Origin of the sequence: Reinekea forsetii, assembly GCF_002795845.1 — a bacterium.
Classification (GTDB): Bacteria; Pseudomonadota; Gammaproteobacteria; order Pseudomonadales; family Natronospirillaceae; genus Reinekea; species Reinekea forsetii.
The window spans coordinates 301,724-324,437 of the sequence record NZ_CP011797.1 but is presented as its reverse complement, the minus strand read 5'-3'; the positions used below and the strand labels follow the sequence as shown (position 1 = coordinate 324,437).

At 54.5% G+C, this 22,714-nt stretch carries 17 protein-coding genes; 10 read left to right on the top strand and 7 right to left on the bottom strand.

Annotation, left to right across the window (positions count from 1 at the left end; all coding sequences use genetic code 11):
- Positions 1-10 precede the first annotated feature (10 nt).
- Positions 11-4,627, bottom strand: coding sequence for a glutamate synthase large subunit (gene gltB / locus REIFOR_RS01525; protein ID WP_100255884.1), 4,617 nt, complete (start codon positions 4,625-4,627; stop codon positions 11-13).
- Positions 4,628-5,192: 565 nt separating this feature from the next.
- On the opposite strand from gltB, the gene REIFOR_RS01520 reads away from it, so the two are divergent.
- Complete coding sequence (locus REIFOR_RS01520; RefSeq protein WP_100255883.1) at positions 5,193-6,116, top strand: Ppx/GppA phosphatase family protein; 924 nt, start codon at positions 5,193-5,195, stop codon at positions 6,114-6,116.
- A gap of 185 nt (positions 6,117-6,301) precedes the next feature.
- Here the strand turns inward: REIFOR_RS01520 and REIFOR_RS01515 are convergent, their stop codons facing one another.
- The gene (locus REIFOR_RS01515; protein WP_100255882.1) at positions 6,302-7,627 is read right to left on the bottom strand and encodes a TolC family outer membrane protein; all 1,326 of its coding nucleotides are present in this window, start codon (positions 7,625-7,627) and stop codon (positions 6,302-6,304) included.
- Between the two features lie 193 nt (positions 7,628-7,820).
- On the opposite strand from REIFOR_RS01515, the gene REIFOR_RS01510 reads away from it, so the two are divergent.
- The 7 genes from REIFOR_RS01510 to REIFOR_RS01480 all read left to right on the top strand — a co-directional run bounded on the left by REIFOR_RS01510 (position 7,821) and on the right by REIFOR_RS01480 (position 15,323).
- The gene (locus REIFOR_RS01510) at positions 7,821-8,426 is read left to right on the top strand and encodes an NUDIX domain-containing protein (RefSeq protein WP_100255881.1); all 606 of its coding nucleotides are present in this window, start codon (positions 7,821-7,823) and stop codon (positions 8,424-8,426) included.
- On the top strand, positions 8,423-8,863 hold the full coding sequence (locus REIFOR_RS01505) for a DUF1249 domain-containing protein (RefSeq protein WP_100255880.1): 441 nt from the start codon (positions 8,423-8,425) through the stop codon (positions 8,861-8,863). Before REIFOR_RS01510 ends, REIFOR_RS01505 begins: the two co-directional genes overlap by 4 nt.
- Positions 8,864-9,012: 149 nt before the next feature.
- Positions 9,013-9,804 (top strand): 3',5'-cyclic-AMP phosphodiesterase, encoded by a 792-nt coding sequence (cpdA, locus tag REIFOR_RS01500; RefSeq protein WP_100255879.1) that lies wholly within the window; start codon positions 9,013-9,015, stop codon positions 9,802-9,804.
- A 150-nt stretch (positions 9,805-9,954) separates the two neighbouring features.
- Positions 9,955-11,913, top strand: coding sequence for a DNA topoisomerase IV subunit B (gene parE, locus REIFOR_RS01495; RefSeq protein WP_100255878.1), 1,959 nt, complete (start codon positions 9,955-9,957; stop codon positions 11,911-11,913).
- A 283-nt stretch (positions 11,914-12,196) separates the two neighbouring features.
- Complete coding sequence (locus REIFOR_RS01490) at positions 12,197-13,423, top strand: EAL and HDOD domain-containing protein (protein WP_100255877.1); 1,227 nt, start codon at positions 12,197-12,199, stop codon at positions 13,421-13,423.
- Positions 13,424-13,565: 142 nt separating this feature from the next.
- Complete coding sequence (gene ppnP / locus REIFOR_RS01485) at positions 13,566-13,847, top strand: pyrimidine/purine nucleoside phosphorylase (protein WP_100255876.1); 282 nt, start codon at positions 13,566-13,568, stop codon at positions 13,845-13,847.
- Positions 13,848-14,003: 156 nt separating this feature from the next.
- Positions 14,004-15,323: a DEAD/DEAH box helicase gene (locus REIFOR_RS01480; protein ID WP_100255875.1), complete on the top strand. Its 1,320-nt coding sequence runs from the start codon at positions 14,004-14,006 to the stop codon at positions 15,321-15,323.
- Positions 15,324-15,468: 145 nt separating this feature from the next.
- Here REIFOR_RS01480 and REIFOR_RS01475 read toward each other — a convergent pair whose 3' ends face one another.
- The 3 genes from REIFOR_RS01475 to REIFOR_RS01465 all read right to left on the bottom strand — a co-directional run bounded on the left by REIFOR_RS01475 (position 15,469) and on the right by REIFOR_RS01465 (position 18,550).
- Positions 15,469-17,061 carry an ABC-F family ATPase gene (locus tag REIFOR_RS01475; protein WP_100255874.1) on the bottom strand — a complete coding sequence of 531 codons (1,593 nt, stop codon included), beginning with the start codon at positions 17,059-17,061 and terminating at the stop codon, positions 15,469-15,471.
- Between the two features lie 109 nt (positions 17,062-17,170).
- Complete coding sequence (locus REIFOR_RS01470; RefSeq protein WP_100255873.1) at positions 17,171-17,770, bottom strand: DUF502 domain-containing protein; 600 nt, start codon at positions 17,768-17,770, stop codon at positions 17,171-17,173.
- 159 nt (positions 17,771-17,929) lie between these two features.
- Positions 17,930-18,550, bottom strand: a complete 621-nt coding sequence (locus tag REIFOR_RS01465; protein WP_100255872.1) for a hypothetical protein — start codon at positions 18,548-18,550, stop codon at positions 17,930-17,932.
- A 296-nt stretch (positions 18,551-18,846) separates the two neighbouring features.
- On the opposite strand from REIFOR_RS01465, the gene REIFOR_RS01460 reads away from it, so the two are divergent.
- Positions 18,847-19,890: an FAD-dependent oxidoreductase gene (locus tag REIFOR_RS01460; protein ID WP_100255871.1), complete on the top strand. Its 1,044-nt coding sequence runs from the start codon at positions 18,847-18,849 to the stop codon at positions 19,888-19,890.
- 271 nt (positions 19,891-20,161) lie between these two features.
- Here the strand turns inward: REIFOR_RS01460 and REIFOR_RS01455 are convergent, their stop codons facing one another.
- Positions 20,162-20,767 (bottom strand): flavin reductase family protein, encoded by a 606-nt coding sequence (locus REIFOR_RS01455; RefSeq protein WP_158524262.1) that lies wholly within the window; start codon positions 20,765-20,767, stop codon positions 20,162-20,164.
- Positions 20,768-20,846: 79 nt separating this feature from the next.
- A complete protein-coding gene (locus REIFOR_RS01450) occupies positions 20,847-21,686 on the bottom strand; it encodes a mechanosensitive ion channel family protein (protein ID WP_100255869.1) in 840 nt (279 codons plus the stop codon).
- Between the two features lie 217 nt (positions 21,687-21,903).
- Between REIFOR_RS01450 and REIFOR_RS01445 the strand changes: the two genes are divergently transcribed.
- Positions 21,904-22,302 carry an acyl-CoA thioesterase gene (locus REIFOR_RS01445; RefSeq protein ID WP_100255868.1) on the top strand — a complete coding sequence of 133 codons (399 nt, stop codon included), beginning with the start codon at positions 21,904-21,906 and terminating at the stop codon, positions 22,300-22,302.
- Positions 22,303-22,714 lie beyond the last annotated feature (412 nt).

Here is a 22,714-nt window from a genome sequence, read left to right as displayed (position 1 = left end):
GTCTGTTTCCTTATGCCGTAGCTTGCACGGATTTTTTCGGTGCTTTCAAAAATTCAATGTGCATCTGAAATGCCGCCTCGGTGACCTCGTCTTCGGTTTGGTACTTACCGGAGTCGCGCGCGGCCTGCATATAGGTCTGAATCTGCTTGTAGTCGACTGGCATCACCTTGGTAAAGTGGGTCAGGGCCTCAGCCCAGTCGGCGAGCAAGGCTTGGGCGACATCGGATTCAGTCAGCTCGTAATGCTGCTGCACTAGGCCGTGCAACTGCATCGCATCGGCCTCGGTGAGTGCTTCCAGGGCGACCATTTCCATATTGCAGTTGGCCGCAAAATCACCCTTAGCATCGAGCACAAAGGCGACACCACCGGACATGCCGGCGGCAAAGTTGCGGCCGGTGCTGCCCAGAATCACGGCGCAACCGCCGGTCATATATTCACAACCGTGATCGCCAACCCCTTCGACCACGGCGCTGACGCCGGAGTTGCGGACGCAGAAGCGTTCACCGGCGCGGCCGCGAATAAAGGCCTGGCCACTGGTGCCCCCGAAAAAGGCGACGTTGCCAATGACGATGTTTTCACTCGCCACAAAGGGCGCGCGCTTGTCGGGATAGACCACCAGCTTGCCACCGGATAGGCCCTTGCCAAAGTAGTCATTGGCATCGCCTTCCAGTTCAAAGCTCACGCCCTTGGCGGTAAAGGCAGCAAAACTCTGGCCCGAAGAGCCGTTGAATTTGACCTTGATGGTATCCTCCGGCAGACCCACGGCATGGTAGCGTTTGGAAATTTCATTCGACAGCATGGCACCGACCGAGCGATTCACATTGCGAATCGGATACGCCAAGCTCACCGGGGTGCTGTGCTCTAGCGCAGCGGCGGCATCGACAATCAACTGCCGGTCGAGCACATCATCGATGCGATGTTGTTGCGCGATAGACCGGTACAGGGTGTCGCTTTCGAACATCGGCTGGGCCTTGTAAAGCACCGGGGCCAGATCGACCGCTTTAAATTTCCAGTGGTCGACATCGGTCCGGGACGCCAGACACTGGGTCTGACCGACCATTTCATTGATCGAGCGAAAACCCAGTTCAGCCATCACTTCGCGCAGACCTTCGGCCATAAAGGTGAAGAAGTTCACCACGTTCTCGACCTTGCCCTTGTAGCGTTCGCGCAGTTGCTTGTCCTGAGTCGCAATACCCGCTGGGCAGGTATTGAGATGGCACTTGCGCATCATAATACAGCCCTCGACCACCAAGGCAGCCGTGGCAACGCCCCATTCTTCAGCGCCGAGCAGGGTGGCAATGGCCAGGTCACGCGGCGTTTTCATCTGGCCGTCGGCCTGCACGGTGATGCGCGAGCGCAAACCGTTTTGCACCAAGGTTTGGTGCGTCTCGGCCAAACCGAGCTCCCACGGCAGGCCAGCGTGTTTCACTGAGCTCAGCGGCGAGGCACCGGTGCCGCCGTCATGTCCGGCAATCAAGACCACATCGGCGTAAGCCTTGCAGACGCCGGATGCAATGGTACCCACACCGGCTTCAGAGACCAGTTTGACGTTGATGCGCGCCGCACGATTAGCGTTTTTCAGGTCGAAGATAAGTTGCGCCAGATCTTCGATCGAGTAAATATCGTGATGCGGCGGCGGGGAGATCAGACCGACCCCTGGGGTCGAACCACGGGTCCGACCGATCCAAGCATCCACCTTGTGACCGGGCAGCTGACCGCCTTCTCCGGGCTTGGCACCCTGGGCCATCTTGATCTGCAACTCTTCGGCGTTGGTCAGGTAGTGACTGGTCACACCGAAGCGACCCGAGGCGACCTGCTTGATTTTCGAGATCATATTGTCGCCGTTTTCCAGCGGCGTAAAGCGGATCGGATCTTCACCGCCCTCACCGGAATTCGACTTACCGCCGATACGATTCATCGCGATCGCCAAGGTGGTATGGGCTTCCCAGGAAATGGAGCCGAACGACATGGCGCCGGTGGCAAAGCGCTTAAAAATTTGCTCGATCGATTCCACTTCAGCGAGCGGTACCGCCGGGCGATCCGAGCGAAACTTCAATAGACCGCGTAAGGTATAGAGCGAATTCGACTGGTCATCGATATTGCGGCAATATTCCTTAAACAGTGCTTGGTTATTCTGCTCGGTAGCGTGCTGCAGCAAACGCACCGTGGTCGGATTAAACAGATGCCGTTCGCCATCGTGGCGCCAGGCATAATCGCCGCCCGAGGGCAGGGTCGATTCCATGAAAATCTGATCTTCCAACGGGTAGCCGGTGCGGTGCTTGGTTAAGGACTCACGCGCGATCTCATCCAGCCCGATGCCCTCGATACGCGACACGGTGCCGGTAAAATACCGATCGATCACATCTTGTTTAATACCCAGGGCTTCGAATATCTGCGCGCCCTGATAGGACTGTAGGGTCGAGATGCCCATTTTGGAAAATATTTTCAGCAGGCCGGAGTCGATGGCGTACGCATAGCGGGCAAAGACATCCTTATCGGTCAACTCGGCGTCGATAATACCGTCGTTGCGCAGCTCCATCAGCGTTTCGATGGCGATGTACGGGTTGACCGCGGATGCCCCAAAACCGAGCACGGTGGCCACATGATGCGTCTCACGTACGTCGCCAAATTCGCCAACTATATCGCAGTCGGCGCGCAAGCCGGAGCGGATCAAATGGTGATGCACGGCCGCAGTCGCTAAGACCGAGGGTATGGCGACGTGATCGGTATCGATATCGCGATCGCTGAGGACAATAATTTGGAAGCCATCGTTGACCGCATCGACCGCATAGCGACAGATGCGTTCAAGGGCACGCTCCAATTCGCCGCTGGCACCAGTCGCCCGAAAAGTTGTCGGAATGGTGCGGGTCTGGAAGTGCGCGTGATCGATATAACGCAACTTCATCAGCTGTTCGTTATTGAGTACCGGCCGCTTAATTTCCAGCTTATGGCAATGCTTGGCGGTTTCGGCCAACAGATTCAGGTCGCCACCGATGTATGTGCGCAGTGACATGACCATCTCTTCGCGGATCGGATCGATCGGCGGGTTGGTGACCTGTGCAAAAAGCTGCTTAAAATAGTGCGACAGATGTTGTGGCCGATCGGACAGAATAGCGAAGGGGGTATCGGTACCCATGGAGCCAAGCGGCTCTTTTTTCGTGCCAACCATATCGGCTAGGATTAGGCGCAGGTCTTCGTCGGTATAACCGAAGGCGCGCTGACGCTTTTGCAAGTTGCCGAGCATTGGATGCTCAACCGTCACCTCAGGGGTCGGCAGGTCATCCAGGACGATCTTCTCGTCAGCGACCCAGTCGAGATAGTTCTGACGACTGCTGATGTCCGACTTCACCTCGGTATCGGAGATGATGCGACCCTTCTCTAGGTCGCAAATAAAGATTTTGCCCGGTTCGAGGCGACCCTTTTCGATCACGGTTGACTGATCGACCATCAACGCGCCAGTCTCAGAACCCATGACCACCATGTCGTCATTGGTCACCAAATAGCGTGATGGGCGCAGACCGTTGCGGTCGAGTGTGGCGCCAATAACATTGCCGTCGGTAAAGGAGATCGACGCCGGGCCATCCCAAGGCTCCATAATACAGGCATAATATTCGTAGAAGGCCCGCTTGGCCGGGTCCATATCGTCCTGCGTCTGCCAGGCTTCCGGCACCACCATCATCATGGCTTGCGCCAACGGACGACCGGACAAAACCAGCAGCTCAACCATCATGTCGAGGTTGGCCGAATCGGACATGCCACGATCGTAGATCGGCAAGAGCATATCCATCTCTTCGGTAGTGAAATTAACCGACTCAAACAGCGCCTGACGTGCTGTGAGCCAGTTGATGTTGCCGTTGACGGTATTGATTTCGCCGTTGTGCGACAGATAACGGAACGGCTGGGCGCGGCGCCAGTGCGGGATGGTGTTGGTTGCAAAGCGGCTGTGAAACATCGCCATGGCTGAGACACAACGCTCGTTCTGTAGATCGAGATAATATTCGCGGACCTGCGCGGTGGTCAGCTGACCCTTATAAACCAGAGTGCGTGAGGACATCGACGCGACATAGAAGTCTTCGCCGATCCCCGCAACCGTGTCATAGATCAGATGCGAGCAGTAGTTGCGCAATACATAGAGTTTGCGTTCAAACTGTTGCTGCGTCTTGCAATTGGTGTTCTGGATAAATATTTGTTCGATGCACGGTTCGGTATCGAGGGCGGTCTGGCCGATCATGCTGTTATCGGTCGGTACCGGTCGGTAACCGAGCAAAGTCAGGCCCAATTTGCTGATATTGCGCTCGACGATGGCGCGGCATTCAGCGCGCCGGGTTTCATCCGCCGGGAAGAACACCATGCCGACGCCATATTCACCGCTCTCAGGCAAATTGAGACCCAAGGCGAGGGTCTCTTCGGCGAGAAAGTCATGTGGAATCTGGATCAAGACGCCGGCGCCATCACCACTGTTAATATCGACTCCGGTTCCGCCTCGATGCTCCATCGCGGCGAGCATGGTTAGCGCATTTTCAATGACGCCATGCGATTTGCGCCCTTTCAGGTTGGCAACAAAGCCGATGCCACAGGCATCGTGTTCAAATTCGGGTCGGTACAATCCAGGGTATAGCTTTTTCATGTCAATCTTCCAGTTCGGTTCTTACATATCCCCAATGTCACGATTGGAGACGATCAAAATGATAGTGTTTGCCGGTTAACAGCAGGATAACGATGCGGTATGTCGCAAACGTGAAAATGCGCAGCACATACTCGAAAGAACCATACTAATGATTCAACGCTTGGTAGCAACGTAAGAATCGGTATTGACCGCCCTCCACTCGACAAAACCGGCCGCTAAATAGGCTTGACCCCTCGACGAATGCCTGACCAAGGGGTCAAATAAAACCCGACATCAGGGGCTTAGGCCTGATTTTACCTGACTCTTACCGCGGACTGATTTCGTCACTCGCGGGGTCATTGGGGTGTTGGCCCCGGCTGCTGCTGCCTGGGCTGTTGTAGGTGATATTTCTGCCAGACTCTTTTCCATTTTTTGCAGTGTGGGTCAAAATTGAAAGTTGCAAGGCGAGAGGCAACTCGACACTCCTTACGCTTAAGTCTGATTTTTAACCACCTTGGGCACCCTTTGTTTGGCTTTGAAGGCCATTTACCGCTATATTCTGGGGCAAATAAAAAGACTTTGACTCATGAACGAACCTCAGTATGTTGCAGCCGTCGACTTAGGCTCTAATAGCTTTCATCTCGTTTTGATGAAAAATGAGAACAACAGGCTGGTCTCGGTTGACTGTCGGCGCGAGTTAGTGCGCCTGGCCGCCGGTGTCGATGCCGGCCGAATCAATCATGAAACCCGTGGTCGGGCTTTACGTTGTCTGTCGCATTTTGGCCAATTACTCAAGGCTTACCCAGATGTCGCCGTATCCGCGGTCGGCACCAGTGCCTTTCGCATGCTCTATCAGGACCAAAACTTTTTGCGCCTGGCCGAGACGGCTTTGGGGCAGCCTATCCGCATCCTCACGGGCGAAGATGAAGCGCTCTACATCTACCGCGGCGTGTCGCAAGGGCAACCAGATCAAAAGCGGTTCGTACTCGACATCGGCGGTGGCAGTACCGAAATGATCGTCGGTTCGGGCCGAGAACCCTTGGCCGTGGCCAGCCTTGAGCTGGGCTGTGTCACCCTGACCTCAGAGTTTCTCGATTACGACAGCCTGCCCCAAGGCCAACTCAATGCCTGTATGGACTTTGTCGACAGCCAGTTGGCCACGGTCTCGGATCGTTTTAAGGATCTCAACTGGGACGATGCAATGGGTTCCTCTGGTACAATAAAGGCCGTCAGTTGGGCCATGCATAATCTGGGCATTGCCGACGAGGGCGTGATCAAGCGCAAACAATTAGATCGTCTGTTGCCGGTTTTAACCCAAGCGGGGAACCAGCAGCAATTGTCCCATCTGTTGGAATTAAACCCGCGGCGCATTGCCGTGTTCGCTGCGGGTTATATAATCCTACATCGCATCTTTCATCTGTTCGACATCCAGGAAATGCGCATCTCCAATAAGGCGATTCGTGAAGGGATTCTCGACGAGATGATCGCCCCACCCTACACGGTTGACTGATCAACCGTTTTATCTTCCCGCTAGAATACTCATAACGCCGCTATAAAACGCCCTGCAGGTCTGGTTAACGGTGTTGATGCCTGTTAATTCATTGCTGGTACCAGGATCGACGCTACGCCATTAGGACGCAGGTCTAGGTATCGTTCTACCCCCTGGGGCTGAGGTCCCAGCGTCTCACCAAGAGTTCAGTCGGCGATCAGGTACTGCTCAATGCTTTCCAGATCTTTTAACGCCAGCTGACCGGCTTCTTTTTTCAGTTTGAGCAAGTCGAGCAGATAGTCGTAGCGAGCGTTATTCAAGGCGTTTTGCGCATTAAAGACCGCAACCTGTGAGTTAAGCACCTCGACGATGTTGCGCGTGCCAACTTCATAACCGACGCTGGTTGCCTGCAAAGCGCTGTCGCGCGATTTCAATGCTTGGATCTGGGCGTCAACATTTTGCGCGTCGGCCCGTACCGTGCGATACAGGTTGGCCACAGCGACCGCCTTAGCACGTTTGAGTAGCTCAACCTGCTGCTCGGCAATATTGTTGCTTAGACCCTGCTTGACCACGGACACCTGATCGGCGCCACCGGAATAGAGCGGCACCGATACCGAAATCGCGTAGCTGGCGCTCCAGTTAGTTTCATCATCGTTATCGAAGGCTGAGCTGCCGAAGGTATCGGAATAGCCGAAGGTGGCACTGCCACTGACGCGCGGCAACAGATTTTCTCGCTCAGCCTGCAACGACAGGCGACCCACTTCTAGGCCACGTTCGGCAGCGATAATATCCGGGTGTTGGGTGATGGCATAGTCGACCCACTGCTGTTGACCGTTTTCAGAAGGCGACGTAATCGGCATTGACTCGCTGATATTTTGCACACCATCGGGAATCGTACCGGTAATAACCGATAGGTTCTGCAGGGCGATGTCGTATTGAGACTCGGCCCGAATCAGGCTGACCTTGGTTTGATCGAGCGTAGCACTGGCATCGAGCACATCGGTAATGGTCACCAGACCGACATCATAGCGCTGCTGGGTCTGATCGTATTGGCGGGCCACAGCTTCAAGCTGCGCCTGCAACACCGCTAAGGCATTTTTCGCCCGCAGTGCGGAGATGTAGCCTTCCGATACTCGAACCATTAATTCTTGTTCGGCATAGACCGCTTCGATCTCACTGATGGTGGCATTGACCTTGACGGCCTCGTAGGCGGTAAAGGCCGCCAAGACGAAAATATTTTGACTGACGGTAATCGAGCCGCCTAAGGTTTGGGCATCAAAGCTCGGAAAGAGCGACTCAGTCCCGCTGTCGCTACCAATTCGGTAACTGCCGTTGGCCGTCACATCGGGCAGCACGTTGGCGTAACCGGTGGTCACGTCCTGCTGGGCGTTTTCGGCGTTGAGCCGAGCGATCGCCAATTGCGGGTCATTGGCCAGTGCCTGGTCATAGGTTTCTAGCAGCGATGGTGAGGCCGAAACGTGGGCGGTAACTGCGACCAAAACCAGGCCGACGATCAAAGGTTTTATAAGCATGCGATTGTCTCGAAACTTGCAATGAATGAGGGACTGGATTCATTATGCCGATGCACGGCTGACGTCTCCATGAGTTGCCTTGAGCTTTTCTGTCTATTGACGACCAATTATTCACAATTTAGATGACTAATCACCAGCGCCAAAAGTCATTAGTGTCGCACAAAAGCAGTGCTACGAGACTAGGAATTTGACAATGAAACGAGATACAGAGCAATTTCACTACAGTATTGATGTTGTAGAGCCTTTATACCGTGGTTTTTACCAGATGGATCAGATGACGGTGACGCACCAGCGCTTCGATGGCGGTAGTCAAACCATCTCGCGCGAGCTAATGGATCGCCATGACGCGGTATGCGTGCTCTTGGTGGATATTGGCCGGCGCGCGGTGGTATTAATTGAACAGTTTCGAGTCGGCACCTTGCAGGACGCAAACCCTTGGCAGATCGAGTTGGTAGCCGGCTTGATCGACAAGGATGAAGAACCCGAAGCGGTCGCACGGCGCGAGGCGATCGAAGAGGCCGGGGTCGATATCGGTCGAGTGCACTCGATCAGTCGTTACTGGCCCTCTTCCGGCGGTTCCAATGAGCGTATTCATCTCTTTGTTGGCGAGGTCGATAGCCATCAGGCCTCGGGCATTCACGGCCTGGCCGAGGAAGGTGAGGATATTCGGGTGCTCAGCGTGCCCTTTGCCGAAGCCTATGGCTGGGTTCGGGACAACGTGGTTAATAATGCCGCCGCCATAATCGCACTACAATGGTTGCAGCTAAACGAAACATCTCTTTGTGATAGGTGGGCATGAAAAAATACGTTCCAGATATATCCCAACACGCAGCGCTATGTGCAGCCAACTACGTCAGGCTCGAGCGCTTGCTGCGGGATCTATCCGATGCTCATTACCAGTTTAGCTGGCAAGACAACGGTGGCCATCAGATTGATGTGGATATCCACGTGACCGAACGTTTTAAGTACACCACTACCCTGCAACTGGTTAAGCAGGCCCACGCCATACCCGCGCCCATGGACCGAGTCGAACTGACGGTACGGATGTATTCCGATGCACGTTTGGCCGAGGTGGTGGGCATCAGCCAAGGTCAGCAACTGGCCGGGGTCTATCGCTACCCCAATGAGCAGATGTACCAAATAGATGAAAAACAGCAGGTCAATCGCTACCTGGCTGAATGGCTTGGCCATCTCTTGACCCACGGCACGGTGCGGGAACTGTGGGTGCCCAAATAGAAAAAACTCGATCACATGCCATTTTTCGGGGTATATTTGTAGGTTGAGTCACGAAATAGTCCACGCTCTGTATACTTTGAGCGACATTGACTACACTCTTTCCTAATGGAAAGCCTACATTTGCTGTCTTACAGGGACCTATCAAGCTGATGCCCAGAGCCCATACTCTAGTCCAGATTACCGACCCTCACCTGCATGGTCATGCAGAGGGCACCCTGCTGGGCATGAATACCGAACGTAGCCTGAAGCTCATCTTGGAGCTTGTCCAATCCGAGGTCGCGGACATTGATCTGATTATCGCGACCGGCGATATTGCCCAAGACAGCAGTTTACAGGCCTACCAAAACTTCTTGTCCTTTTTGGCCCCATTACCCGCTCCGATGCGCTGGATTCCAGGTAATCACGATAACCCTAGCCATATGGCGATTGCGGGCAAGGGTCTCGATCATGCCGAGGCCATAGTCGACCTAGGTGAGTGGGTCGTGGTGCTACTCGATTCGACTGTGACCAGGCGTGTCCACGGCCATCTGGCTGCAGATCAGCTGGCGATTCTCGAACAGGCCCTTATCCAATATGCCGATCGCCATGTATTGGTTACCTTTCACCACCACTCGGTGTCATTGCAAAGCCGCTGGATCGACCAGATCGGCGTGCGCAATAACGACGAATTGAAAGCCCTGCTCGATCAACACAGTTGCGTCCGGGCCGTGGTCTGCGGTCATGTCCATCAGGCGAGTGATCAGGTCGTCGACGGCGTACGGTACTTGTCGACGCCCTCGACCTGCGTCCAGTTTCAGCCCCTCAGTCAGGACTTCGGCATTGACCCGCTCGGGCCCGGGTATCGCAAACTGGTCCTGAATCCGGATGGAACCATCGACACCGCCGTATCGCGCATCGATGGTGTCGATTTTGATATCGATTTTTCCCAGACCGGTTACTAACCGGCAAGAGCCCGCCTCGGCCTAACGAGCGCATCGCGTTGACTCCGCACCTTGGCCGGCAACCGGGTCCGCCGCGTAGCATTCCCGCCCTATTCTGTTATCCTAACCGCCTTGATTTCATTCAGTTTTTTATGAGAGGTCCGTTGGCCGATGACCAAAAATACTTACTCCGCCGAAGCCATCGAGGTCCTCAGTGGTCTGGATCCGGTGCGCAAGCGCCCGGGCATGTACACAGATACCACGCGGCCCAACCATTTAGCGCAGGAAGTGATCGACAACTCGGTCGATGAGGCCATTGGCGGCTTTGCCGACCAGATCGATGTCATCCTATTCAAAGACGGCTCGCTCAGTGTGACCGATAATGGCCGAGGTATGCCGGTTGATATTCACCCAGAGCATGGCATCCCGGGCGTTGAACTGATTCTCACGCGGCTGCATTCCGGTGGCAAGTTTTCTGGCACCAGTTACCAGTTTTCCGGTGGCTTACACGGGGTCGGAGTCTCGGTGGTAAACGCTCTATCAAGCATGCTCGAGGTCACCGTCCGGCGTGGCGGCCAGATGCATCGCATGGGCTTTACCGGCGGCGAAAAGTCATCCGATATAGAAATCATCGGCACCTGCGCGAAGAAGGATACCGGTACGTCGGTCCGATTCATGCCCGATGCGTCCTATTTTGACACCGGCAAATTCCTCTCAAGCCGATTACGCCATGTCTTGCGCGCCAAGGCAGTGCTCTGCCCGGGCTTGCGGATAAACTATTTCAATGAAGAGAAGGATGAGCGCGACACCTGGTATTACGAGGCCGGCCTGACTGACTATCTGCTCGCCACTACCTCGGTCTATAACACCCTGCCTGAGGCGCCCTTCGTTGGATCTCTGGCCAGTGAGCGCGAAGCCGTTGACTGGGCCGTACAATGGCTGCCAGACGGTGGTGAAGGCATCTATGAGAGTTATGTCAATTTAATCCCGACGACCCAGGGCGGCACCCACGTCAATGGTCTGCGCCAAGGCCTGCTCGATGCCATGCGCGAATTCTGTGAATATCGCAACCTGTTGCCGCGCGGCGTTAAGCTCAGCCCAGAAGACATCTGGGAGAAGTGCTCCTATGTGCTGTCCTTCAAAATGCAGGATCCGCAATTTGCCGGTCAGATCAAGGAACGGCTGTCATCGCGCCAGGCCTCGGCCTTTATATCCGGTGTGGTCAAGGACGCCTTTGCGCTCTGGCTGAATCAAAACACCCAGGTCGCCGAGCAACTCGCCGAATTGGCCATTTCCAATGCCAATGCTCGACTGCGTAAAGCTAAGAAGGTAACTCGGAAAAAGATTACCAGCGGTCCGGCACTGCCTGGCAAGCTGGCCGACTGCTCCGGCCATGAGGTGATGCGCGGCGAGCTATTTTTAGTCGAGGGCGACTCGGCCGGGGGCTCGGCCAAGCAGGCGCGCGATCGAACCTTCCAGGCCATTCTGCCGCTCCGCGGTAAGATATTAAACACTTGGGAAGTCGACAGCTCCGAGATTCTGGCCAGCCAGGAAGTGCACAATATAGCGGTTGCGGTGGGGGTTGATCCCGATTCCAGCAACATCGACGACCTGCGTTATGGCAAAATCTGTATTCTCGCCGATGCCGACTCCGATGGCCTGCATATCGCCACCCTACTCTGTGCACTCTTTGTCCGGCATTTCCGTACCTTGGTGGAAAAGGGCCATATCTATGTCGCGATGCCGCCACTGTTTCGGGTCGATATCGGTAAGGAAGTTTTTTACGCCCTCGATGAAGACGAACGCGAAGGCATTCTCAATCGCATCAAGGCGGAAAATAAACGCGGCAAGGTGCAGATAACCCGCTTCAAAGGCTTGGGTGAGATGAATCCATTGCAACTGCGCGAGACCACCATGGACCCCAACACTCGGCGTTTAGTGCAATTGACCGTCGAAGATGGCGATCAAACCGATGAGTTGATGGATATGCTGCTCGCCAAGAAACGCGCTGGCGACCGCAAGAGCTGGCTCGAGGCCAACGGTAATTTGGCGGATGTGGATGGTACCCTAGTGGCGCTTGAGGAAAATCCAGATATTGACGACAAAAAATTGACGCTTATTGAGCAATAAGGGCCATCACGGCACCGCACAGGAAACGGTTTAGCCTCCGATTGCTGCCTGCGATTGAGTTTTCGAACGCCGATTTAAACCGCTCAACATAAGTCGAAACCAATTTTGTACCATTTGGGCTCGAGGCCTGGCCCGAGGAACCAGCCTGGCGCATGCCGCGCACATAAAAGAGTCGGATGGGTCTGAGATGCTGTATTGTCAAGGTTCCTCGGTTGTCTTGGATTCAACCGAGCGCAACGGCACTTGGATCAACCAACACACTAGGCCTTACATTGGATAGCCTATGACATCACAACTCGACTCCCAGCCTAGTCTGACACCGGCAATCTATGCCAAACAGCCGATCTTTGACCAGCAGATGGCCGTTATGGGCTTTGAATTGTTGTTCAGGCCCTCGGACAAGATCGGCCTAATCGATGATCAGGCTGCCACGGCCCAGGTTATACTCAATGCTATGACGTCCGATGATCAGGTCTTGGCCGATCCGCGTTACAAGTTTTTTATCAACCATTCCACAGAGTGTTTATTGCAGCCTCTACCGCTTGATGCCAGCACTGCCATTGTTGAAATACTGGAAACCGTTACGGTCACTCCGGCCGTCATAGCCGCGGTGCAAAATCTCAAGATGCAGGGCTATCAGATCGCACTCGATGACTTCGATATGACCCTCAGTACCGCCAAGTTACTGCCCTGGGCCGATATCATCAAGATCGACTTTCAGGCCTTGGATGAGGATAAAATTGCCCTCTTGGTCGGCGAGCTGGCGCAGTATAGTGTTAAGTTGCTGGCTGAAAAGATTGAAACCCAGGGCCATTTTCAACTGGCTGAAAGCCTCGGCTTTGATTACTACCAGGGCTATTTTTTCTGTCGGCCGCAACTCACTCATCAGCGCCTTGCTCGACCCTCAAAAATCTCCACACTACAGCTGCTCAGGGCCTTGATGGATCCTGAGGTCCGGCTTGAAACCTTGGCGGCGATCCTCAAAAATGACCCGGTGCTGACGGTCAAATTATTGCGCCTGGCCAATCTCGGCATCCATGTCCGCATCACACCGATCAGAAATATCGAACAGGCCCTAGTCGTGTTCGGGCTCGATAAATTGCGCCAATGGGTGTCCTTGATCGCGCTCACCGACCTGGACGACAAGCCTCACGAGCTGCTACGCCAAACCCTGTTGCGCGCCATTGCCTTGGAACGCTTCGGTCAATTTCTGGGCTCATTCCCAGCCGGGGAATGCTTTTTTATTGGTTTTTTGTCGGTCATCGATGCGTTCTTGGACCGCCCCTTAGATGAGGTCCTGGCCAATTTACCGCTCGATACCAACACCCGAGCGGCGCTGATCGAGCGCGCCGGCCCGGCGGGTGAACTGCTCACGCTGTTGCAATATATGATCGAGGGCCGCTGGGACCACCTGACGGCGTTTCAGGACAGCTATCCGTTGCATGACTTTTTCCGCCTATTCTTGGTCAGCGAAACAGAAGCCGAGCAGCTGCTCGCCCTGCTGAACTAGCACCATCATCGGCGGGGCCGAAGCCGAACAGCGGTTTGGCGCGCGCCAACGGTTGCGTTGGCGCCATCCTTTAGGCTTTAATATCGATCGATCTGAGCGCTGACGCTCCCTTCCCCCAACATCAGACAATAATGAGAATTTCATGATCAAACACAATCAATATTTTTCCGGTAACGTGCAATCGCTGGCCTTAACCGGACATGCCAAGCCAACTACCATCGGTGTTATGGCCGTCGGTGAATACGAATTCGGTACCGAGGCCGCAGAGTTGATGCAGGTTGTGGCCGGCGAACTGCAGGTGCGCCTGCCCGGTACTGACGCCTGGCAAAGCTTTGCGACCGGCACTGAGTTTCATGTCCCGGCCGACAGTAAGTTCCAACTCAAGGTCGTGATCGACACCGCCTATCTGTGCATCTACGGCTAGATCATCGCCCGCCAGGCCCCGCCAGAGCCACATTAAAGGCCCTTGGGCGCCGGACCAGAATGGACAGCGCGCGCGACCAAACTTACTGCTATACTCGCGCGCAATTCAACTGAGTTCTCTCTCTATCATTCATTCACTCCCAATTAGAGCCTTGCTATGAGTTTTGCCGACTTAGGTCTTTCTTCATCTATTTTAAAAGCAGTTTCAGATATGGGTTATGAAACACCCACCCCGATTCAGCTGCAGGCCATACCGGCCGTACTCGCACAACGGGATCTGTTGGCCGCCGCCCAAACCGGCACCGGTAAGACCGCGGGCTTCACCCTGCCCATCCTGCACCGCCTATCCGAATCGGGTAATCAGGCGCGCGGCAATCAGGTTCGCGCCCTGGTGTTAACACCAACCCGTGAGCTTGCCGCCCAGGTTGAAGAAAGTGTCGTGAACTATGGCAAATACTTGCCATTGCGTTCTGCCGTAGTATTCGGCGGGGTGAAGATCAATCCACAGATGATTAAACTGAAACGCGGCGTCGACATCTTGGTGGCTACCCCAGGTCGGCTATTGGATCTGCACAATCAAAATGCGGTGCGTTTTGATCAGCTCGAAATACTGGTGCTCGATGAAGCCGACCGCATGCTCGACATGGGTTTTATCAACGATATTAAAAAAATCCTTCGGGTTCTGCCCAAAGAACGACAAAACCTCATGTTTTCGGCAACCTTTGCCGGGGACGTGCGCACCCTGGCGAAGACAATCGTGAACAATCCGGTCGAGATCGCCGTGGCGCCGACGGTGACCACCGCCAAATCGGTCACCCAGTGGATCATTCCGGTCGATAAGGGCAGCAAACCCTCCCTGCTCACCCAGGTGATCGGGGACAACAACTGGCAGCAGGTCTTGGTCTTTTCCAAGACCAAACACGGCGCCAACCGCCTCGCCGCGAAATTAGAGTCGAGCAAGATCACCGCCGCGGCCATTCACGGCAACAAGAGTCAGGGTGCTCGAACGCGTGCCCTGGCCGACTTCAAGAGCGGTGCCGTGCGCGTCCTAGTCGCGACCGATATTGCCGCCCGCGGCCTGGATATCGATGAGCTGCCACACGTGATCAACTTCGACCTGCCCAATGTGCCAGCGGACTATGTCCATCGTATCGGCCGGACCGGTCGAGCCGGCGCCAGCGGTGAGGCCCTGTCCTTTGTCTGCCATGAAGATCTCGACCTGTTGGCTGACATTCAAAACCTGACCGGTGAGCTGTTGGAACGGCGCGAGTACCCCGGCTTTAAGCCGGAACGCGCGTTGCCGGATCTGGCCCTCAACGTCAAGATCCCGCGCATTAAGAAGCCTAAGCCGGCGCGCAGCGAACACCGTGACGGTCAACGTGCTCCGGCACGGCCAAGCAGTGGCCGCACGCCGCGCCCGCAGGGTGACGGCAATAAGACCCGGCAGCCACGCCGCAGTCCGAACGGCAACAGCTAGAACACGCCCTGAAAGGTGCCCGCCACCGGCCCTAGCGAAGCTCGGTGGCTTGCTTAACGGCACCATTAAGGCACAAAAAAAGAGGTCCTAGGACCTCTTTTTTTGTGCTTATACGTTAGCCCGCCCCGCCCGGGGCGCCTTGCCGTTAGCCGACAATCGCCTGGCTGGCCAGGTACTCATCATAGCTGCCGTGATAATCGACAATACCCTTGGGCGTCAACTCGATAATACGCGTTGCCAAACTGGAAACGAACTCCCGGTCGTGGCTAACAAACACCAGGGTACCCGGATAGTTTTCCAGGGCCAGGTTTAAGGATTCTATCGACTCCATATCCAAGTGGTTGGTCGGCTCATCCATCACCAAGATGTTGGGCCGTTGCAGCATCATCTTGCCAAACAGCATACGACCCTGTTCGCCACCGGAAATCACATTGACCGACTTGTTGATATCGACCGACGAAAACAGCAAGCGACCCAAGGTGCCGCGAATAATCTGCTCGTCATCGCCTTCGCGACCCCAGCGGTTCATCCAGGCCACCAGATCGAGATCCTCTTTGAAATCGGCCGCATGATCCTGGGCATAGTAGGCGACATTGGCGTTTTCAGACCATTTGATCAGACCTGCCGTTGGCTCCAACACCCCGACTAGGCACTGCATCAGGGTTGACTTACCGATACCGTTCGGGCCGATTACGGCAATGCGCTCGCCCACCTCGACGGTCAAGTCCAGATCATTAAATAAGGCTGATTCATAGCTTTTAGCCAGACCATTTACTTCGAGTGCCATGCGGTGCAGCTTGTGCTCCTGCTCAAAGCGGATATAGGGGTTTTGACGGCTCGAGGGTTTGACATCGGCCAGCTCGATCTTATCGATCCGCTTGGCGCGCGAGGTCGCCTGCTTGGACTTGGACGCGTTGGCAGAAAAACGACTGACAAAGGTTTTCAGTTCGGCGATCTGGGCCTTCTTCTTGGCATTGTCCGACAACAGGCGCTCGCGCGACTGGGTCGAGGCCGTCATATACTCATCGTATGAACCCGGGTAAACGCGCAGCTCGTTGTAATCCAGATCGGCCATATGGCTGCACACGCTGTTCAGGAAGTGTCGATCGTGCGAGATAATGATCATGGTGCAATTGCGCGCGTTTAACACGCCTTCGAGCCAGCGAATGGTATTGATATCGAGGTTGTTGGTCGGCTCATCGAGCAGCATGATATCCGGATCGGAAAACAGCACCTGGGCGAGCAACACGCGCAGTTTCCAGCCCGGTGCCACGGCGCTCATTGGGCCGTAGTGCTGCTCGATCGGGATGCCGACCCCGAGCAAGAGCTCACCGGCTCGGGCTTCGGCCGAGTAGCCGTCCATTTCCGCGAATTCACCTTCCAGCTCGCCGGCCCGCAGGCCATCGGCCTCGGTCATCTCAGCCTGAGCGTAGATGGCGTCTTTTTCCGCCTTAATTTGCCACAGCTCGGTGTGACCCTTGATCACCGTATCGATCACATTAAATTCTTCGAAGGCAAATTGGTCTTGGTGCAACTTACCGATCCGTTCGTTGGGATCTTTCGAGACGTTGCCCAGACTCGGTTCCAGATCGCCGCCGAGAATTTTCATAAAAGTCGACTTACCGCTGCCATTAGCACCGATTAGGCCATAGCGATTGCCATCGCCAAATTTGATTGAGACATTTTCAAACAACGGCTTCGCGCCAAATTGCATGGTGATATTTGCAGTCGTCAGCAAGGTTTCAGCTCCGCCATCGGTTAATTGCCAATATGACCGCGCGACCGCGCGGTAATAGGAAGGGCGGGATGCTAAATGATTCCGGGCGCTAATGTCTATGGCTTATTTGTTAAGTCGGCTTTTTCATCGCGCTCGACTGCGACACCCCGGCCGTTAGCATAAAGCGCATGGCCTCTTCAAAGGACCAGTCGACATAAATAAGATCGGCCCGGCGCACCAATGACGTGACACCGGCAATCTGATAACTCAACTGAAACAACACCGGGACCCAGTCGCCCTCCTCTGGCAGTGCCGTGAGCAGCGCCTCGGGCATCTTGTCGGCGGTGATAAAGCCAACTATATAGCTGCCATTGGTTTGCGCCATCAAGACCGTCTGACGTTGATTCAGTTCCGAATCGTCGTTACCGGCCAAGGACGCTAAATCCTTAAAGGCACCGTAAACGGTTTTAAAGAGCGGAAAGCGCATCATTTGGTTTTCAAATTGCTGATACAACCACAGAATGGGACTGACACTGAAGGCCAAACCGACAACGAGGATAAGACAGAAAATCAGCAAAAAGCCAACTCCATCCCAGGCTGCATGCCAACCGATGAGCTGTAAAAAGGACAGGCCCAAGTCGTCCAAGGTGACGATAATCGACCAGAACAGCCAAACGGATAAGGCCAGGGGAAGGATACTCAGCATGCCGCGCAAAAAAGTTTTTTTCATAACAGAACCAGTCCGGTAAGAAGGTGGCATTTTAACATAGCTTAGCGCTAAATACCCCACCGCGCCCCGCTAACTCGGACAGACCGGGCTGATCAGCATGGCTGTCGCGCACTCGCCTAAACTCGATCCCAGTCGGGCGCAAACCGTCGGCGCAGCACCCTAGCCTATATCCAGATGGAAACCCGATGCCTCAGCAACAAAGCCCATTTTTCTGAGGTAGGCAATATGGGCCGGGCGATCGGAGTAACTAACCAGCCGATGAATGCCCTCGCCACGCAACCGGCTGGTGTGCTGACCAAACAAGAACTGGGCGGTTTTAAAATCGCGTGCGTCGGGAATAACATAGTCGATTAGCACCTCGACCACGCCAACCTCATTATGCTGCTGATAGGCGAACAGGCCGACCGGCTTCATATTGCGAAAAATCAACAGGGCCACGGCATCGTCAAGTTGATCGACCGTGGCATGAGGGAAATATTGCACGATGTCTGCGCCATAGCGCTGAATCAACAACTCGAACAGGGGCGTGCGCACCGACGACAGTTTGACCATATCGAAATTGTCTTTAAATTGATAAATCCGCACCAGGTAATAGATATCAACCAACACGATCCAACCATTAAGCAAGAATACCGGCGTCGCCTCGATCAAGAAGCCATAACTGCTAAAGACCGCGGCGCCGAACAGATTGATCCAACGCAAACGTTTGATATTGCCCATCATCAACGAAATGGCTACTAACACCGATCCCACGTACCCCAAAATATCCAACCACGTCATAGTTTTCACCCAATAATTTGTCGGCAGCTTAGCTTACTTCGACTCGAACTGATAATAAATTGTCCATTCGGTCAATAAAATACCTTTTCTTTGTCTGTCCTAGGCTCGAAAGCGTCTGTATTGCCTGGCTACGCCGCTAGTGAGTCGGCATTCGCGGCATAGCGATCCATAAGGCTGATGATGTTCCGGCATGACGCGTTTATTTCAGCAAAACTCAAAACCTAAACTAGACTGTAGGCTCGCCCGTTATGCAGTCGGCTCTCAGATGATTAAGGGTATAAGAGGGATAGGGTATTATGAAGGTTGCCATCGTCGGTGCCGGTGTTATGGGCAGGTTGGCTGCGTTAAAGCTGATTGGTGCCCAGCACCGAGTTACGTTATTCGAGGCCCAGTCCTTTGATCATCCTCAGGGGGCAGCGACCATCTCGGCGGGGATGATTTCGCCCCTGTCCGAGGCCGTTCACGCGCCCCCGGAAGTCGTTCGACTCGGATTGCAAAGTCATAACCTGTGGCCCGATGCCCTGAGCCAGTTGCGTGAGTTGGATCCCGAGCATCACCCCGTGTTCTTTCAACAGCATGGCACCGTGGCCATTTCCTTCTCAGAGGAACAGGACTGCCTGCTCTGCCTCTATGCGAAAATGCATCAGCTGTTACCCGAGCATCATAGTCAAATCAGGATGCTGTATAACCAGGAGGTGCTGAATTTGGAACCCGATCTGGAACGCTTTGAAACGGCGGTCTTCCTTAAGAATGAGGGTCAAATTTGTAATCGTCAATTTCTAGCCGCCTCGACCCGAGCCATTCGCCAGCATGCCCAGGTGATCGAACATTGGCCGCTAGAAGGCAATGGTAGCGTACTGCAAAAGCAATACGATTGGGTGATCGATTGTCGCGGCGCCGGGGCAGTAAAGGCCAGTACCTATGCCGAAACCGGCGCCCAAGCCCTCCATTCGGTGCGCGGTGAAGCCATTCGAGTGCGCACCAAGCGAGTGCATTTCACCCGGCCGGTGCGCATTATTCAACAACGCTTCCATGTCTATGTGGTCCCCAAGCCGGACAATATTTTTGTCGTCGGCACCACCGATTTAGGCGACCGAGGTACCCGCTCGGTGACCGTGCGCAGCTCACTGGATTTGCTGTCGGCGATCTATTGCCTGCATCCGGGCTTTGCCGACGCGGAAATATTGGAAGTGATGGGCACTCACCGGGCTTTTTACAGCGATAACCGACCCAAGATCACTCAGAACGGCAATATTATCTGTGTCAACGGCCTGAGTCGGCAAGGTTGGTTGCTCGGGCCCGCTCTAGTCGAGGATATCTTCAAGCGTGTGACCTGTTAGATATACTTACCTGTTAAATAACAATGGACCCACTGTGTCATGATAATCGAGCCGATGGCGGCATTGTCGGCCATCATTGGCGGACTGCTGGCCCAACGGGCTTTACAGCGCTTATTGGGCACGGCCCGTGGCCTTGAGCAGCCTGTAGCGGCATGATGCCACCTGGTGCGGTTTAGGCGCTTGGTAATTCACCAAAATCTGGCCTACCCGCGGTGCGCACTCGAATGGTCGAGCCGGTCGCTAACAGGCTCTAGCTGGAGCGCTCGTGCGGTCAGCCTGGACGCGGTAGGCCGGTGATGGTGCCCAGCTGGGCGTAGTCATCGCCACCCAGCCGAGCCAGTGGGTCAAGGGCCTGCGCGTCGGGCGTGGTCGGATCGTTGACCAGCAACTCGTCGGCTAGATAGGCCGCCTTGACTTGCAGATAGATGACCGCCTGTGGGCCGTCACCTAACAGGTGCAGATCATAGAGTTGGCAATCAAATGCGACCGCACAGGCGCTCAGTCGGGGCAGATCAAAACCGGGTTCATCAATCAGGCTCGCATCGATGGCGACCAATTCCGATGCCTCCGCCGGCAGGGAACGGGCCGTTTCATTGACTGCGCTGAGGTGTTGGCCGCTGGCAATATGGACCACGCAGCGCCGCCGCCGCTCAATATTGGCCCAGGTATCCTTCTTGCTGCCATCTCGTTTGTGGCCGACCGAGATCATCAACAGACCCGGATCACTGCTGACCATATTAAAGTAGGAAAAGGGCGCCAGATTGTAGCTGCGGTTTTCGTTTTCGGTTAGTACCCAGGCGATTGGCCGCGGCAGCACCGTATGAGTCAGCAATCGATAGGCCTCGGCCTTGGCCAGGTGGGTAAAGTCAACGTGCATGCGCCACATCCTTTTTATTGGGTCAGCGCACCCATCTTGGCCTAATACAGGGCTAGAGGGTACGGTTTGGGCTTAGACTTCAACTTAGTGGTCCATCAGCCTGATTCAAATGCACGTCCATCTGCGGAAAGGGAATGGAAATGCCTTCCTGATCGAAGGTCAATTTAACCTTCTCCTGCATGTCCCAGAATACCGGCCAGTAGTCCCCCGACTTCACCCAAGGGCGCACAATAATATTCACCGAGCTATCGGCCAGCTCAGCGATGGCGATAAGCACCTCAGGCTCTTTCAAGATGCGCTCGTCGTTATCGACTATGGCTCGGAGCACGCTTTTGGCCTTGAGCAGATCGGCGTCATAGCCTATGCCGAAGATCATATCAACGCGGCGGGTTTCACGGGCTGAATAGTTGGTAATGGTACCGCCGTATATCGAGCCGTTCGGCACGATCACTTCCTTGTTGTCACCGGTACGCAGCGTAGTGGAGAATACGGTAATGCGCTCAACGATGCCCATCACCCCGCCGGCGTCAATAAAGTCACCGGCCTTGAACGGACGAAACAAGATGAGCATCACACCCGAGGCAAAGTTTTGCAGAGAATCCTTTAACGCCAAGCCGACCGCAATACCGGCGGCACCGATTAGGGCAATCAGCGAGGTAGTGTCGACACCCAATTGGGTTAGGGCCGCAACAATGACGAAGAGCACCATGGCCGCTTTGGCCAGGCCGGATAAGAAATCGACCAGAATATTGTCGACCTTCGCACGCATTAGAACGGAATGGATGACCTTGGTGAGTAAATTGGCGATCCAGCGGCCCGCCACAAAGAGGGTGATGGCCAAGGCCAACGATAGCAGATTTTCCTGCAACCAGAGGATCGCAACGTCGGCCATCCCAGTGAGTAAGGCTTGTACATCCATAGGTCAGTCCTTGAGAAAAATTGTTGGATGAAATTTCACGGCCAATTCTGGCGCAATCCCCCTAGTTTCTCAACTCCTAATCGGCTCGGCCCGAGCTTTGGCCACTCCTTGACTGCAGACCCTACTATGGGCCGCATGGCACCCGCTGTGCACCTAGCATTGCCATCGGCAGCGGTTCCGTTTATGTTCATCAGCAATCCCACTGCCGCAGATGCCCATGAGCTATAGCCATATAGAAGAATTCAAGGTCCGCGATTACGAGTGCGACTTGCAGGGCATCGTCAACAATGCGGTCTATCAGAATTATCTGGAGCATGCGCGACACGAGTTTTTACTCACTAAGGGGATCAATTTTGCAGAGTTGGCCGCTCAAGGGCTCAATTTGGTGGTGGTGCGCGCCGAGCTTGACTACAAGCGCCCCCTGGTCAGTGGCGACGCTTTTTATGTCAGCTCAACCTTTTCGATGAAAGATCGGGTCCGCTTTCAGTTTCAGCAAGTAATTCACCGACGCTCCGATGACCTGATCTGCGTCAAGGCACTGATTATCGGCACCGGTATGAGCGCTAGCGGCCGGCCCGGTGTGCCGAAAGAGTTGCTCGATCAGCTCAACCAGTAAAGCCGTTCGGTCGAAAATGCATCGAGCTGCTTACTCCACCGTCATCTCTTTTTTACCCAGAGCGTTCATATGCAACGTCACCGCAAACCTGTTGAATATCCTCATTTTCCGGGCCACTTACCTGGCTATACGTAAATTAAGACCAATTTCATAACCATATAACACTGATATCACTTCAATTAGTAAAAAATGTGCTGTTGTTAACTTACAAGACGAATCAACTTATTGATTCTCTAAGTCATTCATTAAAATACAGAGCAACACTTAACTAAGGTATGGTAGGGGATAGGTCCGTGAAAGTGAGAACCAAAAGTTGTCATGCCTGTAAGGAAGCAAAGGAAGTCCTCTACAGGTGTCGATACCAGGACTTGAGGGATTGGGTGTTTCTTTGTAGAACGTGTCTCACGCCTAT

What these genes read in the sequence shown, in the direction of transcription:
- REIFOR_RS01445 (WP_100255868.1), top strand. Translation starts at nt 21,904, where the DNA reads ATGAGCTATAGCCATATAGAAGAATTCAAGGTCCGCGATTACGAGTGC.
- REIFOR_RS01515 (WP_100255882.1), bottom strand. Translation starts at nt 7,627, where the DNA reads ATGCTTATAAAACCTTTGATCGTCGGCCTGGTTTTGGTCGCAGTTACC.
- cpdA (WP_100255879.1), top strand. Translation starts at nt 9,013, where the DNA reads ATGCCCAGAGCCCATACTCTAGTCCAGATTACCGACCCTCACCTGCAT.
- REIFOR_RS01490 (WP_100255877.1), top strand. Translation starts at nt 12,197, where the DNA reads ATGACATCACAACTCGACTCCCAGCCTAGTCTGACACCGGCAATCTAT.
- REIFOR_RS01465 (WP_100255872.1), bottom strand. Translation starts at nt 18,550, where the DNA reads ATGACGTGGTTGGATATTTTGGGGTACGTGGGATCGGTGTTAGTAGCC.
- REIFOR_RS01470 (WP_100255873.1), bottom strand. Translation starts at nt 17,770, where the DNA reads ATGAAAAAAACTTTTTTGCGCGGCATGCTGAGTATCCTTCCCCTGGCC.
- REIFOR_RS01480 (WP_100255875.1), top strand. Translation starts at nt 14,004, where the DNA reads ATGAGTTTTGCCGACTTAGGTCTTTCTTCATCTATTTTAAAAGCAGTT.
- REIFOR_RS01510 (WP_100255881.1), top strand. Translation starts at nt 7,821, where the DNA reads ATGAAACGAGATACAGAGCAATTTCACTACAGTATTGATGTTGTAGAG.
- REIFOR_RS01455 (WP_158524262.1), bottom strand. Translation starts at nt 20,767, where the DNA reads ATGCACGTTGACTTTACCCACCTGGCCAAGGCCGAGGCCTATCGATTG.
- REIFOR_RS01450 (WP_100255869.1), bottom strand. Translation starts at nt 21,686, where the DNA reads ATGGATGTACAAGCCTTACTCACTGGGATGGCCGACGTTGCGATCCTC.
- REIFOR_RS01460 (WP_100255871.1), top strand. Translation starts at nt 18,847, where the DNA reads ATGAAGGTTGCCATCGTCGGTGCCGGTGTTATGGGCAGGTTGGCTGCG.
- gltB (WP_100255884.1), bottom strand. Translation starts at nt 4,627, where the DNA reads ATGAAAAAGCTATACCCTGGATTGTACCGACCCGAATTTGAACACGAT.
- REIFOR_RS01520 (WP_100255883.1), top strand. Translation starts at nt 5,193, where the DNA reads ATGAACGAACCTCAGTATGTTGCAGCCGTCGACTTAGGCTCTAATAGC.
- REIFOR_RS01505 (WP_100255880.1), top strand. Translation starts at nt 8,423, where the DNA reads ATGAAAAAATACGTTCCAGATATATCCCAACACGCAGCGCTATGTGCA.
- parE (WP_100255878.1), top strand. Translation starts at nt 9,955, where the DNA reads ATGACCAAAAATACTTACTCCGCCGAAGCCATCGAGGTCCTCAGTGGT.
- ppnP (WP_100255876.1), top strand. Translation starts at nt 13,566, where the DNA reads ATGATCAAACACAATCAATATTTTTCCGGTAACGTGCAATCGCTGGCC.